This window comes from Sphingopyxis sp. TUF1 (genome assembly GCF_036687315.1).
Classification (GTDB): Bacteria; Pseudomonadota; Alphaproteobacteria; order Sphingomonadales; family Sphingomonadaceae; genus Sphingopyxis; species Sphingopyxis kveilinensis.
The window spans coordinates 77927-94152 of record NZ_CP144683.1; the positions used below are offsets into that span (position 1 = coordinate 77927).

Below are 16226 nucleotides of genomic sequence, written 5' to 3' on the forward strand. Positions count from 1 at the left end.
GATACCCCCACCATTGCCCACCATGACGTCATGGTGGCGCAAATGGCGCGCGCGATCAACCCGTGGGGGCGAACACCCGCTCCTTGGTCGCGGTGAAGCGGATCGACGGATTACGCTGGGTAACATAGCCGACCTCCCACGCATCCTTCGCCATGAACACCGGCGCGCCATCGCGGTCGGTCGCGGCAGCGCCGCGGTTGTCGGCCTGGAATGCCTTGAGCGCCGCGGCATCGTCGCTCGCGATCCAGCGCGCGGTGTCCCACGGCGACTGCTCAAGCTTCGCCTCGACCTTATATTCGGCCTCGAGTCGGCTGATGAGCACGTCGAGTTGCAGCTGGCCGACGACGCCGACGATCATGTTCGCGCCGATTTCGGGATAGAAGACCTGGATGATCCCCTCCTCGGCCATATCGTCGAGCGCTTTCCTCAGCTGTTTGGTCTTGGTCGGATCGACGAGCGCGACGCGGCGCAGAATTTCCGGGGCGAAGTTCGGCAGGCCGGTGATCATGATGTCGCTGCGTTCGGACAAGGTATCGCCGACGCGCAGCGTGCCGTGGTTCGGAATGCCGATGATGTCGCCGGGATAGGCCTCCTCGGCCATTTCGCGGTCCTGCGCGAGGAACAGCATCGGGCGGCTGATCGCGATCGCCTTGCCCGTGCCGCCCTGCATCAGCCGCATCCCGCGCTCGAACCTGCCCGAGCACAACCGCATGAACGCAATGCGGTCGCGGTGCGCCGGGTTCATATTCGCCTGCACCTTGAACACAAAGCCGGTGACGGCATCGTCGCCCGGCTGCACGGGCGTGGGTTCGGCGGGCTGCGGCTGCGGCCCCGGCGCGTGGTTGGCGAGGCCCGCGAGCAGATCGACAACGCCAAATTCCTTGAGTGCCGAGCCGAAGAACACCGGCGTCAGGTCGCCATTGCGATAGGCCGCGGCGTCAAAGGGCGCGTAACAGGCCGACGCCAGCTCGGTCTCTTCGGTCAACAGCGCCAGCGCGTCGGCGCTCAATCGTGCGGCGAGCTTGGGGTCGTCCAGCCCCGCAACCGCGATCCGCTCGCCCTCATACATGCGCGACGCGTCGCCGCTTGGTACCATCAGCGCGGGATCGACAAGATCGTAAATCCCTTCGAACTGCCCGCCCATGCCGACGGGCCAGTTCATCGGGCACACGTCGAGCGCGAGCCGGTCGGCCACCTCGTCGAGCAACTCGAACGGCGTCTGCCCTTCGCGGTCGACCTTGTTGATGAAGGTGATGATCGGCACCGAACGCAGGCGGCACACCTCGAACAGCTTCAGCGTCTGCGGCTCGATACCCTTCGCGGCATCGATCACCATCACCGCGCTGTCCACGGCGGTGAGGGTCCGATAGGTATCCTCGCTGAAATCCTCGTGCCCCGGCGTGTCGAGCAGATTGAAGATCAGCCCGGCATGTTCGAAGGTCATCACCGACGAGGTCACCGAAATCCCGCGCTGCTGCTCGATCTTCATCCAGTCGGAGCGCGCACGCCGCGCGGCGCCGCGCGCCTTGACCTCGCCCGCGATGTGGATCGCGCCGCCCGCGACCAGCAATTTTTCGGTCAAGGTCGTCTTGCCCGCGTCGGGGTGCGAGATGATGGCAAAGGTGCGGCGGTCGGGGTGCTTGGACATGGCGCGGGCGCCTAGCAGGCGTTGCGCGGTGTGGAAAGGGGCTGGCGCGTGCGCCGCGACAAGCGCATGATCCGCCAATGCGAAGCCTGCTTCTTGTCGCCGCCCTGATCGCGGCGCCCGCGGCCGCCCAGGATGCGGCGCTCATCGGCGATTATCGTCTCGCCGAAGGGCCCGACGTGGCGGGGGCGCTCCGCATCGGCGAAGACGGGCGTTTTATGTATTGGCTCGCCGCGGGCGCGCTCGACGAACGCGCCGCGGGGCGCTGGGAAGCGCGAAGCGGCATGGTGTGCCTCACCACCGATCCCAAACCCGTGCCGCCGGTCATCGAGAAAGGGCCGGCCATCGTGGTCGAGGGCACCATCCCCACCCTGCTCGTTACCTGGCCGAACGGCGAAGGCGTGCCGGGGGTCGATTTCGTGATCGGTTTCGAAAGCGGCGAGCCGCTCAGCGGCTATACCCAATATGACGGCTGGACGATGCCCGCGGGCGACCCGCGCGTTCCGACATGGGTCGAGTTCAGCGAGCCCATATATCGCATCGCCGCGCCGCGTTTCGAGTTTAAGCCGAGCGACGGCGGCAAGCTCCGCGCGATCATCGTCCCCAACGACCTAGGCATCGTCGATTTCGACGCCGCCTGCGCCGAGCAGACCGAAACGGGCCTCATCCTGCACCGCGCGGAGGGTGACATGCGGTTCGTTCGGGGTGGCGGAGAGTGAACGAAGACGGCGATGCTGGTTTTGGGATGAGAAGCGGACATCGATTATCCTCCCCGTCGCGCAGCGATGGGGAGGGGGACCGCGCCCGAAGGGCGTGGTGGAGGGGCCGCGACGTCGGTTTCCTTGCCCCTCCGTCAGCGCTTCGCGCTGCCACCTCCCCATGGCTGTGCCACAGAGAGGATATTAGGTCCGTAATCGCCCGAAACCCGACGCCCCCTACCCCTTCGCCAGCAATTTCATCGTCATTGCAGTTAGTGCCTCGGTCGCGGTCGAGATGACCGCGGGCGCGTCGGGCGCCCAGAAGGGCGAGTGCAGGCTGGGCAGCGCCCGCCCTTCCTTCTTCGCCGCGTCATATTCGGCCTGCGGCACGCCGCCGACCCAGATGATCAGGCTTTTGATGTCCTTGTCCGCGCGCGCGAAGCGGCCGAAATCCTCACCGCCCATCACCGGCGGCATCTGCACGACCCGTTCCTCGCCGAAACTCGTCTTTAGAAACGCTGCCATTTGCTCGGTAAAATCGAGCGTGTTGAAGGTCGCGGGTGTATATTCGTCCTTTTGCACCGTCACCACGGGCATCCGGTCGTCGGGCATTCCCGCCGCAATCGCCTCCCCCTTCGCAATGCGCGCGATCCCGTCCAGCAGATGATCGCGCACTTCGTCGGTATAGCTGCGCACCGTCAGTTGCAGCCGCGCTTCGTCCGAAATGATATTGTGCTTGGCACCGGCATGGAAGCTTCCCACCGTCACCACCGCGCTGTCGAGCGGGCTGATCTCGCGCGACACAAGCGTCTGGAGCGCGCCGACAATACGGCTGGCGAGCACGATCGGGTCTTTCGTCGCCTGCGGATAGGCACCATGGCCACCAACGCCCTTTACCAGCACATCGACGCTGTCGACGTTGGCCAGCGCATAGCCCGGCGTATATCCGATCCGGCCCGCGGGAAACTGCGCCGCATCGTGGAACGCCAGCACATATTCGGGCTTGGGAAAGCGCGTATACAGCCCATCTTCGAGCATCATCCGCGCGCCCGCGCCGCGTTCCTCGGCGGGCTGGCCGATCATCACCAGCGTTCCCGACCATTTATCCTTGTTCGCCGCCATCAGCCGCGCGACGCCGACCCACGCCGTCATATGCGTATCGTGGCCGCACGCGTGCATCACGCCCGTCTCGACGCCTTCGGCGGTAGTGACGCGCACCTTCGATGCACCGGGCAGGCCGGTCTGTTCGGCGACGGGCAGCCCATCCATGTCGGCGCGAACCATGACGACCGGTCCCGGCCCGTTCTTCATCACCGCGACGATGCCGGTGCCCCCAACCTTTTCGGTGACCTCGAAGCCCAGCTTGCGCGCTTCAGCCGCCAATATGCCCGCCGAGCGCACCTCCATGAAGCTGAGTTCGGGGTTGGCGTGCAAATCCTTGTAGATCGCCATCAGCGACGGCATCTGCTGCTGCACTTCGCCGCCCAGCGTTTGCGCCGACACCGGCGCCGCAAAAGCCAGTGCTGCGGCCCCCAACCAGAAACTGCGCATAGATACCCTCCCCTAAATCAGTTCGCCGGAACCAGTTCGATCACGTCGAGCAGCGATTCATACGCCGGCGCCGGCAGCACGAGCCGCCAGCGATTGTCGCCGATCCGTTCGATCAACCCGGCCATGTCGCGCATCCGGTCGCTGCCGTAATTGACCGCCATTTTTTCATCGCCAAGCTCGAGCGTGCCGAGAAAGATCTGGCGTTTCAGATTGTCGGGAAAGATCAAGCCCACGGGACGCTGCGATCCCGTGACCTTGGTCAGGCTCGACAATCCCTGCTCGACGGCCACACGGCACCGGAACCAGCCATAGGCGATATAGGATAAGCCGCCGCGCCCCTGCGCACCGACCTTGACAGTGCGGCAGCGATAGTCGCCTGGCGGCAGGTGTGCGTTGGGCAGCGCCGCGGTCGGCTGGAGCAGCACGCCCTCGCGGTCGATTTCGGCGCCATGGCCCTTCGCGCGCGCATCGGCGAGCGCGGCCTGCCAGCTGCTGTACCAGCCGCGAATCCGCTGCTTGTCGGCGTCGGTCGCCGTTGCGCGCCACGTTCCGCTCGTAGCTGGCGCGTCGGCCGCCGACGGTGGAACCGTCGGCACGACAGTTCGGCACGCGCCAAGAGTGACGCCCAGCGCCACCACCAAAACCCATATGGTGCGACCCATGATTCTCCGTTTCTCCCCGGACCCGTTTGGTTAACCTTAGGAGGGCAAAGGAGAATGCTCAAGGCCACTGCGTCACCCGGCGGTCCAGCCGCCATCGACGCTAAGGTTCGCGCCCGTGATGTTCGCCGCCTCGTCGCGCGTCAGAAACGACGCGAGCGCGGCGACCTGATCGACGGTCACAAACTGCTTGGTCGGCTGCCCCGCAAGCAGGACATCGTTGATCACCTGCTCGCGCGTCATGTGCCGAGCCTTCATGGTGTCGGGAATCTGGTTCTCGACAAGCGGCGTCCAGACATAGCCGGGGCTGATGCAGTTGACCGTGATGCCGGCTTCGGCAACCTCCAGCGCGACCGTCTTGGTCAGCCCGGCCAGCCCATGCTTCGCGGTGACATAGGCCGACTTGAAGGGCGAGGCGACGAGTGAGTGCGCCGACGCGGTGCCGATGATCCGTCCCCATTTCTTCTTACGCATACCGGGCACGGCATGGCGGATCGTGTGGAATGCCGCGGTGAGGTTGAGCGCGATGATCATGTCCCATTTTTCGGGCGGGAAATCCTCGACCGGCGACACGAACTGCATCCCCGCATTGTTGACGAGAATATCCACGCCGCCGAAATCCTTGTCCGCGCGCGCGAACATTGCCGCAATCTCATCGGGCTTGGTCAGGTCGGCGCCGTCATAGGCCGCGCTGCCGCCGCTGATCGCCTCCAGCCCCTTGCGCTCGGCCTCGATCGCATCGGCGTCGCCGAAACCATTGATGATGATATTGGCGCCATCGGCCGCAAAGGCTTTCGCGATGCCGAGCCCGATGCCCGAAGTCGATCCGGTGACAAGGGCGGTTTTTCCTTTGAGGTGCATGTCGAATTCCTTTTCGTGGGGGGAGAAATCAATTCGGCCCTGTGCCGACCTTCGGCTTCAAGCCATCGGCCTGCACGGCGAAACTGTCCGATCGGCCCTCGGCAATGCTTTCGGCGAGCAGATGGCCGTCCTTCATCGCCGCTTCGACCGCGGCGCGGCCGAGCGCCCAGTTGATCTCCATCGTCGAGCGCGAAAATTCGAAATCGCGCGCGCCGGTCTGCCAGGCAGGCGGTTCATGGATCAGTTGTACGACGTTCAGCGCCTTGCAATCGATCATCCGCTGCACAGCTTTCACCTCGGGAAGCTCGGCATATTCCGCAGGTAGTTTTTGCAGCATCCGGTCGATCAGCCGATGTTCCTTACGCCGCCGCACCAGCCCGTCGGAAATGCGCCGTGTGCGGCTCGAATAGCGAATATCCTTCTCGCGCGACCAGGCTTCCTCGAGATCGTGCGGCCGCGTCCCGCGCGCGGGAAATAGATCAACCTGGAACACCAGCATGTCCTCGTCCGCCGCCGCGACGACATGTTCGAGCGGGGTGTTCGACACCAGCCCGCCGTCCCAATACCAATGCCCGTCGATCTCGACCGGCGGCAGGCCCGGCGGCAAGGCTCCCGACGCCAATATATGCCGCGCATCGATGGCGTCGGTCGTCGTGTCGAAATAGCGGAAGTTGCCGGTCTCGACCGCAACCGCTCCCACCGACAGGCGTACCTTGCCGTGGTTCACCCGGTCCCAGTCCACAAGCCGGTTCAGCGTTTCGACCAGCGGCGCCGTGTCGTAAAAACTGACCGCCTCGGGCGTCTGCCGCTCGGCAAAGGTCGGCGGCGGAAAGCGCGGGGTGAAAAAGCCCGGCACGCCGAACGCCATCACCTGCGCAGCGGCGGCCATATGCGACCATTCGCGCGCCCAGTCATTGTCGGGAATTGGCAGCGACGGCAACGCCGAGGAGATGCCTTCCCAAAATTCGCGCATCTTGCCGACCGCCTGGTCGCGCTCGTTGCCCGCGATGATCGCGGCATTGACCGCGCCGATCGAAATACCCGCGACCCAGTCGAGTTCGATGCCCAGGTCGATCAGCGCCTCGTAAACCCCCGCCTGAAACGCACCGAGTGCGCCGCCGCCCTGCAGGACAAGTACGACAAGGTCTGGAACCGGAAGAGCGGCACGGGCGGCGCGGCGGGGCATGGACTCGCAATCCTTGGGCTACGGGCGATGATTTGTGCACCGCAGCACGCCCCATTGCAATGCTTGCCCGACGCGAAGCCCCTTCCAATTGCCCGGTGCTGCTGTAACACTCGGAGCCGAAACGACCCTTTCACGGTGGAGAAGCCCGATGCGCCTCGACGATTATGATCCCGGCGACGATATTCGCGATCTGGGCCGGGGCGGCGGTGGGTTCGGAGGCGGCGGCGGCGGCCTTGGCGGCTTGCTGGTCGGCTTCCTGCCGATGCTGCTCGGTCGCAAGATGGGTTGCGGGACGATCCTGCTGCTCGGTGCAGTCGCCTTTTTCGTGTTCGGCCCCGGCGCCAACATGTTGAGCATGGGCGGCGGCACCGCCGATCCGATGGCCGACAGCCGCGGCGCCCCGCAAGGCGTCGCCTGCGATACCGGGGCAGAGCGCTTCGCGTGCAACGTCTTCGGCTCGACGCATCGGGTGTGGGAGCAGCTTGTCAGCGGCTATCAGCAACCGACGCTCAACTTCTTCACCGATCGGAATCAGTCGGGTTGCGGCGCGGCGCAGGCTGCAATGGGCCCATTTTATTGCCCGGCCGATCAGGGCATCTATCTGGACACGAGCTTCTTCCGCGAACTCGAACAGCGGTTCGGCGCCGCGGGCGACGCCGCGCAAGCCTATGTCGTCGCGCACGAAGTCGGCCATCATATCCAGACGATCAGCGGCATTTCAAATGAGGTCCGCCAGGCGCAGGCGCGCGCTTCGCAGGCCGAGGGCAATCAGCTTCAGGTCCGCATGGAACTCCAGGCCGACTGCTACGCCGGGGTCTGGGCGGCACGCGCGCGTAACAGCGCGGGCCAGCCGGTGATGGAGGCGGGCGACATGGAAGAAGCGATGCGCGCCGCCAATGCGATCGGCGACGACACGCTGATGCGCTCCGCAGGACAGCGCCCGGTGCCCGAAAGCTTCACCCATGGGACGAGCGAACAGCGCATGACCTGGCTGCGCCGCGGCCTGCAAACGGGGGATCCGCGCCAGTGCGACACCTTCGATACGGCCATCTGAGCGCCGCGCTTGCGGCGTCGCTTTTGACGGCATCGCCGGCGTCGGCCCAAAACCTCTATATCGTGGCGGGACGGTTGATCGACGGCGTGTCGAATGACGTGCGCACGGGCCAGTGCATCACCGTCGAGGCCGAGCGCATCAAGGCGGTTGGCCCGTGCGGAGCAACGCCCGATGGCGCGAAGCGGCTCGACTGGTCGGCCTTCACCGTCCTTCCCGGCCTGATCGACCTCCACACCCACCTCGCCGACCTTGGCCAGAGCGCCGACCTCGCGGCACCGATGAAAGCCTCGCCCGCCGAAACCGCGCTCGTCGGCGCGCGCAACGCGCGCGTGACGCTCGATGCCGGTTTCACCAGCGTACGCGACGTCGGCACCTATCGCGGCCTCACCGACGTGACCCTGCGCAATGCGATCGACCGCGGCGACGTGCCCGGCCCGCGCATGTGCGTTGCGGGCGCCTATATCACCATTCCTAAGGGCGGCGGCGAGCTCAACGGCGTCGTCCCCAACGCACAATTGCCGCCCGACATGCGGCTCGGCGTCGCTGCAACGCCTGAGGAAGCGGCCAAGAAGACGACCTTTCTTCTCGACCAGGGCGCCGATTTTATCAAGGCGATCGCCACCGGCGCGGTGCTCGCGATCGGCACCGAACCCGGCGCGCCCGAACTCACCGAGGATCAGCTGCGCGCGGTCGTCAGGGTCGCCCACGCCCGCGGCAAGCGGGTGACCGCGCACGCCCACGGCGCCCAAGGGATCAAGGCCGCGATCCGCGCCGGGGTGGACAGTATCGAACACGCCAGCCTTGCCGACGAGGAGGCGCTGCAACTCGCGAAACAGCATGGAACCTGGCTCGCGATGGACATCTACAACGGCACATATATCGACGAAGAAGGCACCAAACAGGGCTGGCCCGAGGAATATCTGCGCAAGAATCGCGAGACCACCGACGCGCAGCGCGCCGCCTTTCGCCGCGCGGTCGAACTGGGGGTCAATATCGGCTACGCGACCGACGCCGGCGTCTATCCGCACGGGCTGAACGCGCGGCAATTCCGCAATATGGTCAAATATGGGATGACGCCGATGCAGGCGATTCAGTCGGCAACCGGCCGCGCTGCCGAAGAAATGGGCCGTGGTGACGTCGGCGCGATCGTCCCCGGCCGCTACGCCGATTTCGTCGCGGTAATGGCCGATCCGCTTGCCGACATCAGCGTGCTCGAAACGATCGACCATGTGATGAAGGGCGGCGCACTGGTGCGTTAGGATCAACGCGCAACGTCGCCCGACCGTCGGCTTCCCACTAATATTCGACGATGATGCGGACCCTGTCGATGCTGAGCCCGGCAGCGCGCGCGATCTGTTCGCGGCTCCGGCCGATGACCTCCTGAAGCGGCGCGGGCGCGACGTCGTCGGGGAATTCGTCGGGAGCCAATTCCGCACCCGCTCCTTCGGCGCCAGACGTTGACGCGACGGCGCTGGTCGATGATTCAAGCATCGGCGCGACCGCGCTTTTCAGTTCGACCGCGCTCAGCGTCGCCGGCGATACCGGACCTTCGAACTGGCATCCGAAGAGCCGCCCGCTGGCCCAGATGACGACGGCAGTGATGCCGCCGGCATGGGGAAGTTCGATCTCGATCCGGTCGCAGGCTTGCAGATCGATGTCGCTTTCGAACAGCAGCCCCGTTCCCGAAATATTGTGAATCTGGACCGCGATGCCGGTCCCGTCATGCTTCATGCCGCGGGCGAGCAGGCTGAGTTTGCGGCGCACGTCCTGACGTTTGTCGCCGTTCGGCGCCAAGGGGAGGAACTGTCCGTAAATCGGCATATGCTTCTGTGGGAGTTGGCTGGTTAAAAGAAGGTTAGCGCGACCGGCGACGGGCGCCATTAGGCGCAAAATATCGGCGCGTGCGCCGCGGCGGGCGGCGCGGAAGATTCGAACCAAAACCCTCTTCCGAACGAACACGCTTGAACGCGCCCACGGCTCCGCTAAACCGATTTCATGCGAAACCTTCTCCTCACCAGCGCGCTCGCGCTCGCCGCCGCCCTCTCCGCTCCCGCCCTTGCTCGCCCGATGACCGAGGTCGATCTGGCGACCTTGAAGCGCGTCGCCGCACCGACCGCATCGCCCGACGGGCGCTGGGTGGTCTTCCAGATGACCGAGACCGAAGCCGAAACCTACAAGCGCTCGACCGGCCTCTGGCTCGTCGACCGCCATGCCAAAGACGCGATGCCGATCCGGGTCGCCGACACCGCGGGCAAAAATGAAACTTCTCCTGCTTTCGACAAGGACGGCATCCTCTATTTCCTCTCGAACGCGTCGGGCAAAAACGAGGTTTGGCGCATCGACCCCAGGGTCGGCGGCGTCGGAACGCAGGTCACCGACACCAAGGCCGACGTTGCCGGATTCAAGATTTCGCCCGACGCCACAAAGCTGCTTGCATGGGGCGACATCCCGAAGGAATGCACTGATTTCGGCTGCGAGGCGAAAGACAAGGGCGCGCTCGTCGGTCCCGGCAGCGGCCGCCTTTACAAGGACGGCGTCGGCTTCGTCCGCCACTGGGACGAGTGGGAAACGCCGGGCACCTACAGCCGCCCCTTCATCTTCAATCTTGCGGACGGCAAGGCCACCACGGCGCGCCCCGCCGATGCCGGGCTGATCGGCGACACCCCGTCGAAACCCTTCGGCGGCGGCGAGGAACTCGCATGGGGCGCCGACAGCCGCACCATCTTCTTCACGCTGCGCAAGGCCGACCGGGCCGAGCCCATGTCGACCAACCTCGACATCTATCGCTGGCTCGTCGACAGCCGGATGATGCCGGTGAATCTCACCGAGGACAATCAGGCAACCGACACGCTGCCCACCCCCTCACCCGACGGCAAATGGCTCGCCTATGCCGCGATGGCGCGGACGGGCTATGAGGCCGACCGGCTGGTGCTGATGCTCCGCAACCTCGAAAGCGGCGAGACGCGCAAGCTCACCGACGCGTGGGATCGTTCGGTCGGCTCGATCGCCTGGGCGCCCGACGGCAAGTCTCTCTATGTCACCGCGCAGGACGTTCTCGAACATCCCGTGTTCCGCGTCGATGTCGCGACGGGCAAGGTCGAGAAGCTGAAGGCCTCGCCCGAAGCGCTCGAAGGCAATATCAACGACGTCACGCCGCTCCCCGGCGGCGCCTTGCTCTATTCGCGCAACAGCGCGCTGGCGCCAACCGACCTGTTCGTGCGCGACGCCAGCGGCAAGGTCCGCCAGCTCACCAGCGTCAACGCCGATCGCCTCGCCGAATTTGATCCGGTGAAGCTCGAAAAGATCCGCTTCGCGGGCGCGAATGGCGACACCGTTTGGGGCATGATCCTGAAACCCGCGAAGGCGACCGAAAAACTGCCGGTTGCCTTCATCGTCCACGGTGGTCCGCAATCGAGCTTCGGCAACAGCTGGTCGACGCGCTGGAACCCGCGCCTGTTCGCGCAACAGGGTTACGGCGTCGTCACCGTCGATTTCCATGGCTCGACGGGCTACGGACAGGCGTTCACCGACAGCATCAACCAGGATTGGGGCGGCAAGCCGCTCGAAGATCTGAAGCTCGGCCTCGCCGCCGCGGGCAAGCAGGATGCGCAGCTCGACGTGGCCAACGCCTGCGCGCTCGGCGCCTCCTATGGCGGATATATGATGAACTGGATCGCCGGCCAGTGGACCGACGGCTTCAAATGCCTCGTCCAGCACGACGGCGTCTTTGACCTCCGCGCCATGGCGTTCGAGACCGAGGAACTCTGGTTCGACGAATGGGATCATGGCGGCCCCTGGTGGGAACGGACCGACCCCGAAAAGTGGAACCCGGTCAATCATGTCGCCAAGTGGAAAACGCCGATGCTGGTTATCACGGGCGAAAAGGATTTCCGCATCGCCTACAGCCAGGGCCTCGCCGCCTTCACCGCGCTCCAGCGCCGCGGCGTCCCGTCGCAATTGCTCGTCTTTCCCGACGAAAACCACTGGGTGTTGAAGGGCGCGAACAGCGTCCAGTGGCACCAGACGGTGTTCAACTGGCTGGACAGCTATTTGAAGAAGTAAGCCCACCTCCCCCTATATCGTCACCCCGGACTTGATCCGGGGTCCATTTCCTCGCCGCAGGAATGGATGCCGGATCAAGTCCGGCATAACGAGGATGGGTTTGTTCCCCCTTGCCGCCTTGCCCCCCGGCTGGCAAAGGCGCCCCGCTATGCCGATGGAAAAAACCTTCGATCCCGCCGCTATCGAGGCGAAATGGGCCCAGGAATGGGAAAGCCGCGGGCTGTTCCGCCCCGCGCGCCCCGATGCCCAGCCGTTCACGATCGTCAACCCGCCGCCGAACGTCACCGGCGCGCTGCACATCGGCCATGCGCTCGACAATACGTTGCAGGATGTGTTGATCCGTTACGAGCGGCTGCGCGGTAAGGATGCTTTGTGGGTCGTCGGCACCGATCATGCGGGCATCGCGACGCAGATGGTCGTCGAGCGCCAATTGAACGAGCGTCAGCAGAAGCGCACCGATTTCACCCGCGACGAATTCGTCGGCAAGGTGTGGGAATGGAAAGCCGAAAGCGGCGGCCAGATCACCCGCCAGCTCCGCCGCCTCGGCTGCTCGATGGACTGGAGCCGCGAACAGTTCACGATGGACCCGCATTTCACCAAGGCGGTGGTGAAAGTGTTCGTCGATCTCCACAAAAAGGGACTGATCTACCGCGACAAGCGCCTCGTGAACTGGGACCCGGCGCTCAAGACGGCGATTTCCGACCTCGAAGTCGAATCGCGCGAAGTGTCGGGGCATATGTGGCATTTCAAATATCCGCTCGCGGGCGGCGAAACCTACACCTATGTCGAGCGCGACGCCGACGGTCGGGTCGTGTTTCAGGAAGAGCGCGACTATATTTCGATCGCGACGACGCGCCCCGAAACGATGCTGGGCGACGGAGCCGTCGCAGTGCATCCCGATGACGCGCGTTACCGGCCCATCGTCGGCAAATATTGCGAGATTCCCGTCGGGCCCAAAGAGCATCGCCGCCTGATCCCGATCATCACCGACGATTACCCCGACCCCGATTTCGGCTCGGGCGCGGTGAAGATCACCGGCGCGCACGACGAAAACGACTATGGCGTCGCGCAGCGCAACGGGATTCCGATGTACCGGCTGATGGACGAAGTCGCCGCAATGCGCGCCGACGGACCGAGCTATGCCGAAGCATCGGCGCGCGCGGTCGAAATCGCGAAGGGTGCTCCCGCCACTCCGGCCGAGATCGACGCGCTGAACCTTGTCCCCGAGGAATATCGCGGGCTCGACCGCTATGAAGCGCGGGCGCGCGTCGTCGCCGACATCGACGCCGAAGGCCTGATGGTGAAGGTCGAGGACAAGCTGATCATGCAGCCCTTCGGCGACCGCGGCGGCGTGGTGATCGAACCGATGCTCACCGACCAATGGTATGTCGATGCCAAGACGCTCGCGCAGCCGCCGATTCAAGCGGTGCGCGACGGGCGCATCAATATCGTGCCGAAAACCTGGGAAAAAACCTTCTTCAACTGGATGGAAAATATCCAGCCCTGGTGCGTGTCGCGACAGCTCTGGTGGGGGCACCGGATTCCGGCGTGGTATGCCGAGGACGGCCGCATTTTCGTCGCCGAAACCGAAGAAGAAGCCCAGGCCGAAGCGGGAGCGGGTGTCGCCCTGTCCCGCGACCCCGACGTCCTCGACACCTGGTTCTCCTCCGCCCTCTGGCCCTTCGCGACGCTCGGCTGGCCCGAAAACACCGAACTGCTGAAACGCCACTATCCCAACGACGTCGTCATCTCGGGCTTCGACATCCTCTTCTTCTGGGATGCGCGAATGGCGATGATGGGGATGGAGTTCATGGGTTCGGAGCGCGAGCGGCCCGAAGACAAGGTGCCGTGGAAGACGCTCTATCTCCACGGCCTCGTCCGCGCACCCGACGGGCAGAAAATGTCGAAGTCGAAGGGCAATGTCATCGACCCGCTCGGCCTGATCGACCAATATGGCGCCGATGCTTTGCGCTTCTTCATGTCGGCGATGGAAAGCCAGGGCCGCGATATCAAGATGGATGGCGCGCGGCTTGCGGGTTATCGCAATTTCGCGACGAAGCTCTGGAATGCCGCGCGCTTCTGCGAAGCCAATGGCATTTCGGCCTCGACCAGCCTCGAAGCCCCCGCGGCGACATTGCCCGTCAATCGCTGGATCATCGGCGAAGTCGCGGACACCGTCGCCGCGATGGAAGCGGCCTTTGCCGCCTATCGCTTCGACGATGCCGCCAACGCGATCTACAGCTTTGCCTGGGACCGCTTCTGCGACTGGTATCTGGAGCTGATCAAGCCGGTGTTGAGCCGCGGAACCGACCCCAGTTCCGTTCGGGCTGAGCCTGTCGAAGCCCCGTCCTTCTCTGCAAGCGGCGATGAAGAAAAGAACGGCCCTTCGACAAGCTCAGGGCAAACGGAGATTGGGGAAACCAAAGCCGTCGCCGGCTGGGTGCTCGACCAGATCCTCGTCATGCTCCACCCCTTCATGCCCTTCATCACCGAAGAGCTGTGGACGGGCCTTGGCGACCGCGCCGACTATCCGTTGATTACCGCCAAATGGCCCGCATCGAACGCCGCGCGCGATCCGCAAGCCGGCGCCGACATCGACTGGCTGATCAAACTGGTGAGCGAATTGCGCGCCGCCAAGGCCGAACTCGGCCTGCCCCCCGGAGCGCGCCTGGCCGCCCATTTCCCGGCATCGCTTAAGGATCGCGCCGACAAGCTGGCCGCGCAGCTCGACCGCCTCGCGCGCCTCGAGCTCGTCAGTTTCGATCCCGCGCCCGCAGGTGCGTCGGCACAACTTGTCGTCGAGGGCGAGACCATCACCGTCCCGCTTGAAGGCGTGATCGACATCGCCGCCGAGCGCGATCGCCTGAGCAAGGCACTCGCCGCTGCGGCCAAAGAGCGCGACAGCCTCGCCGGGCGGCTCAATAACCCCTCGTTCGTCGAGCGCGCCAAACCCGAAGCGGTTGAAAAAGCGCGCGCGGACCATGCCGCCAAGGAAGCCGAAGCCGATCGCCTGAGCGCCGCGCTCGCGCGTCTGGGGTGAACGAAGAGGTTTCCGTCACGCCGACGCCGGTCGCGGCGGCGGCTGATCCGGCTGCCAGCCCGGTCCCGCCGCGCCAGACTGCGCGCGGCGGCACCGGGCGGACCGATCTGACGACGGGTCCGATCACCAGGACGCTAATTCTCTTCGCGCTGCCGACGCTCGCGTCGAACATCCTCCAGACGCTCTCGGGTTCGGTGAACTCGATCTGGGTCGGACAGTTTCTGGGCAACAGCGCGCTTGCCGCAACCGCCAATGCGAACATCATCATGTTCCTGATGTTCGGCGCGTTTTTCGGTTTCGGTATGGCCGCGACGGTACTGATCGGTCAATCGATGGGCCGCGGCGACGTCGACGCCGCGCGCCGCGCGACCGGCGGCGTCATCGGCCTCGCTCTCCTCTTTTCGGTCGTCGCAGCAATCGTCGGCTGGTTCGCTTCGGATCGCATCCTCCATTGGCTCAAAACCCCGCCCGAAGCCTTCGTCCTCGCGCATGATTACCTCCGCGTCACCTTCCTGGCTGTCCCGGCCTCGATGCTCTCCGTCACGCTGATGATGGCCTCGCGCGGCGCGGGCGATGCGGTGACGCCGCTGCGCTTCATGATCCTCGCGGTTGTTCTCGACATTGTCTTCAACCCTATCCTGATCCTCGGCCTCGGCCCTTTCCCGCGGCTCGGTATCGCGGGCAGCGCGCTTGCGACGGCGCTTGCCGGGACGATCAGCCTCGTCGGCATGATCGGCTGGTTCTATGCCAAAAATCATGTCCTGCGCCTCCGCGGCCGCGAACTCGCTTACCTCCTTCCGCAATGGAGCGAGCTGCGCTTCATCATCGGCCGCGGCCTGCCAATGGGCGCACAGATGATCGTCATCTCGAGCGCCGGGCTGGTCATGGTCGGCCTCGTCAATCGCGAAGGACTTGTGACCTCCGCCGCTTATGGCGCAACGCTGCAGCTCTGGAATTATATTCAGATGCCCGCGCTGGCGGTCGGCGCGGCGGTCAGCTCAATGGCGGCGCAGAATATTGGCGCCGGGCGCTGGGACCGCGTCGCTTCGGTGACCAACAGCGGCATTGCCATCAATCTCGCGATGACGGGTGCCTTGATCATCCTCCTCCTGCTCTTCGACCGTGCTGCGCTCGCGCTGTTCCTCGGCAGCGAGAGCCCGGCGATCGACGTAGCGCGCGATATTCAGCTGATCGCAACATGGGCATTCCTGCCATTTGGCACGACGATTGTATTGATCAGCACTTTGCGCGCCAACGGCTCAGTGGTCCCGCCGCTGATCATCCTCTTCCTGTCGACGTTTCCGATCCGCCTTGGCCTCTATCATCTGGCCTATCCTTATCTCGGCGCCAATGCGCTCTGGTGGAGTTTCCTGCTTTCCATGCTCGCATCGCTGGCGATGGCCTGGGTCATATATCAACGCGGCCGCTGGCGCCGGACGCTGCCCCAGCCGGCGCGTTGACCCCGCCACC

General features: G+C 65.0%; 12 protein-coding genes. 6 read left to right on the forward strand and 6 right to left on the reverse strand.

Annotation, left to right across the window (positions count from 1 at the left end; translation table 11 throughout):
* Positions 1 to 55 precede the first annotated feature (55 nt).
* Positions 56 to 1648: a peptide chain release factor 3 gene (locus VSX77_RS00490; RefSeq protein ID WP_338425721.1), complete on the reverse strand. Its 1593-nt coding sequence runs from the start codon at positions 1646 to 1648 to the stop codon at positions 56 to 58.
* Positions 1649 to 1725: 77 nt separating this feature from the next.
* On the opposite strand from VSX77_RS00490, the gene VSX77_RS00495 reads away from it, so the two are divergent.
* Entirely contained in the window at positions 1726 to 2364 is a 639-nt protein-coding gene (locus VSX77_RS00495) for a hypothetical protein (RefSeq protein WP_338425722.1), read from the forward strand.
* Positions 2365 to 2580: 216 nt separating this feature from the next.
* Here VSX77_RS00495 and VSX77_RS00500 read toward each other — a convergent pair whose 3' ends face one another.
* The 4 genes from VSX77_RS00500 to VSX77_RS00515 all read right to left on the reverse strand — a co-directional run bounded on the left by VSX77_RS00500 (position 2581) and on the right by VSX77_RS00515 (position 6600).
* Positions 2581 to 3894, reverse strand: coding sequence for an amidohydrolase (locus VSX77_RS00500; protein WP_338425723.1), 1314 nt, complete (start codon positions 3892 to 3894; stop codon positions 2581 to 2583).
* 17 nt (positions 3895 to 3911) lie between these two features.
* Entirely contained in the window at positions 3912 to 4556 is a 645-nt protein-coding gene (locus tag VSX77_RS00505) for a DUF4893 domain-containing protein (RefSeq protein WP_338425724.1), read from the reverse strand.
* Positions 4557 to 4628: 72 nt separating this feature from the next.
* Positions 4629 to 5414 carry a 3-hydroxybutyrate dehydrogenase gene (locus tag VSX77_RS00510; RefSeq protein WP_338425725.1) on the reverse strand — a complete coding sequence of 262 codons (786 nt, stop codon included), beginning with the start codon at positions 5412 to 5414 and terminating at the stop codon, positions 4629 to 4631.
* A 28-nt stretch (positions 5415 to 5442) separates the two neighbouring features.
* A complete protein-coding gene (locus VSX77_RS00515; RefSeq protein ID WP_338425726.1) occupies positions 5443 to 6600 on the reverse strand; it encodes a patatin-like phospholipase family protein in 1158 nt (385 codons plus the stop codon).
* Between the two features lie 148 nt (positions 6601 to 6748).
* Between VSX77_RS00515 and VSX77_RS00520 the strand changes: the two genes are divergently transcribed.
* Complete coding sequence (locus VSX77_RS00520; protein ID WP_338425727.1) at positions 6749 to 7654, forward strand: KPN_02809 family neutral zinc metallopeptidase; 906 nt, start codon at positions 6749 to 6751, stop codon at positions 7652 to 7654.
* The gene (locus VSX77_RS00525) at positions 7627 to 8913 is read left to right on the forward strand and encodes a metal-dependent hydrolase family protein (RefSeq protein WP_338425728.1); all 1287 of its coding nucleotides are present in this window, start codon (positions 7627 to 7629) and stop codon (positions 8911 to 8913) included. The genes VSX77_RS00520 and VSX77_RS00525 overlap by 28 nt, the downstream gene beginning before the upstream one ends.
* Positions 8914 to 8950: 37 nt before the next feature.
* On the opposite strand, the gene VSX77_RS00530 is transcribed toward VSX77_RS00525, so the two are convergent.
* A complete protein-coding gene (locus VSX77_RS00530; protein WP_338425729.1) occupies positions 8951 to 9475 on the reverse strand; it encodes a PilZ domain-containing protein in 525 nt (174 codons plus the stop codon).
* A gap of 174 nt (positions 9476 to 9649) precedes the next feature.
* Between VSX77_RS00530 and VSX77_RS00535 the strand changes: the two genes are divergently transcribed.
* From VSX77_RS00535 to VSX77_RS00545, 3 genes are all read left to right on the forward strand, one after another.
* Positions 9650 to 11716, forward strand: a complete 2067-nt coding sequence (locus tag VSX77_RS00535; RefSeq protein ID WP_338425730.1) for a S9 family peptidase — start codon at positions 9650 to 9652, stop codon at positions 11714 to 11716.
* A 148-nt stretch (positions 11717 to 11864) separates the two neighbouring features.
* The gene (locus tag VSX77_RS00540; RefSeq protein ID WP_338425731.1) at positions 11865 to 14756 is read left to right on the forward strand and encodes a valine--tRNA ligase; all 2892 of its coding nucleotides are present in this window, start codon (positions 11865 to 11867) and stop codon (positions 14754 to 14756) included.
* Positions 14753 to 16216 (forward strand): MATE family efflux transporter, encoded by a 1464-nt coding sequence (locus VSX77_RS00545; protein ID WP_338425732.1) that lies wholly within the window; start codon positions 14753 to 14755, stop codon positions 16214 to 16216. Before VSX77_RS00540 ends, VSX77_RS00545 begins: the two co-directional genes overlap by 4 nt.
* The last annotated feature ends 10 nt before the right edge of the window (positions 16217 to 16226 follow it).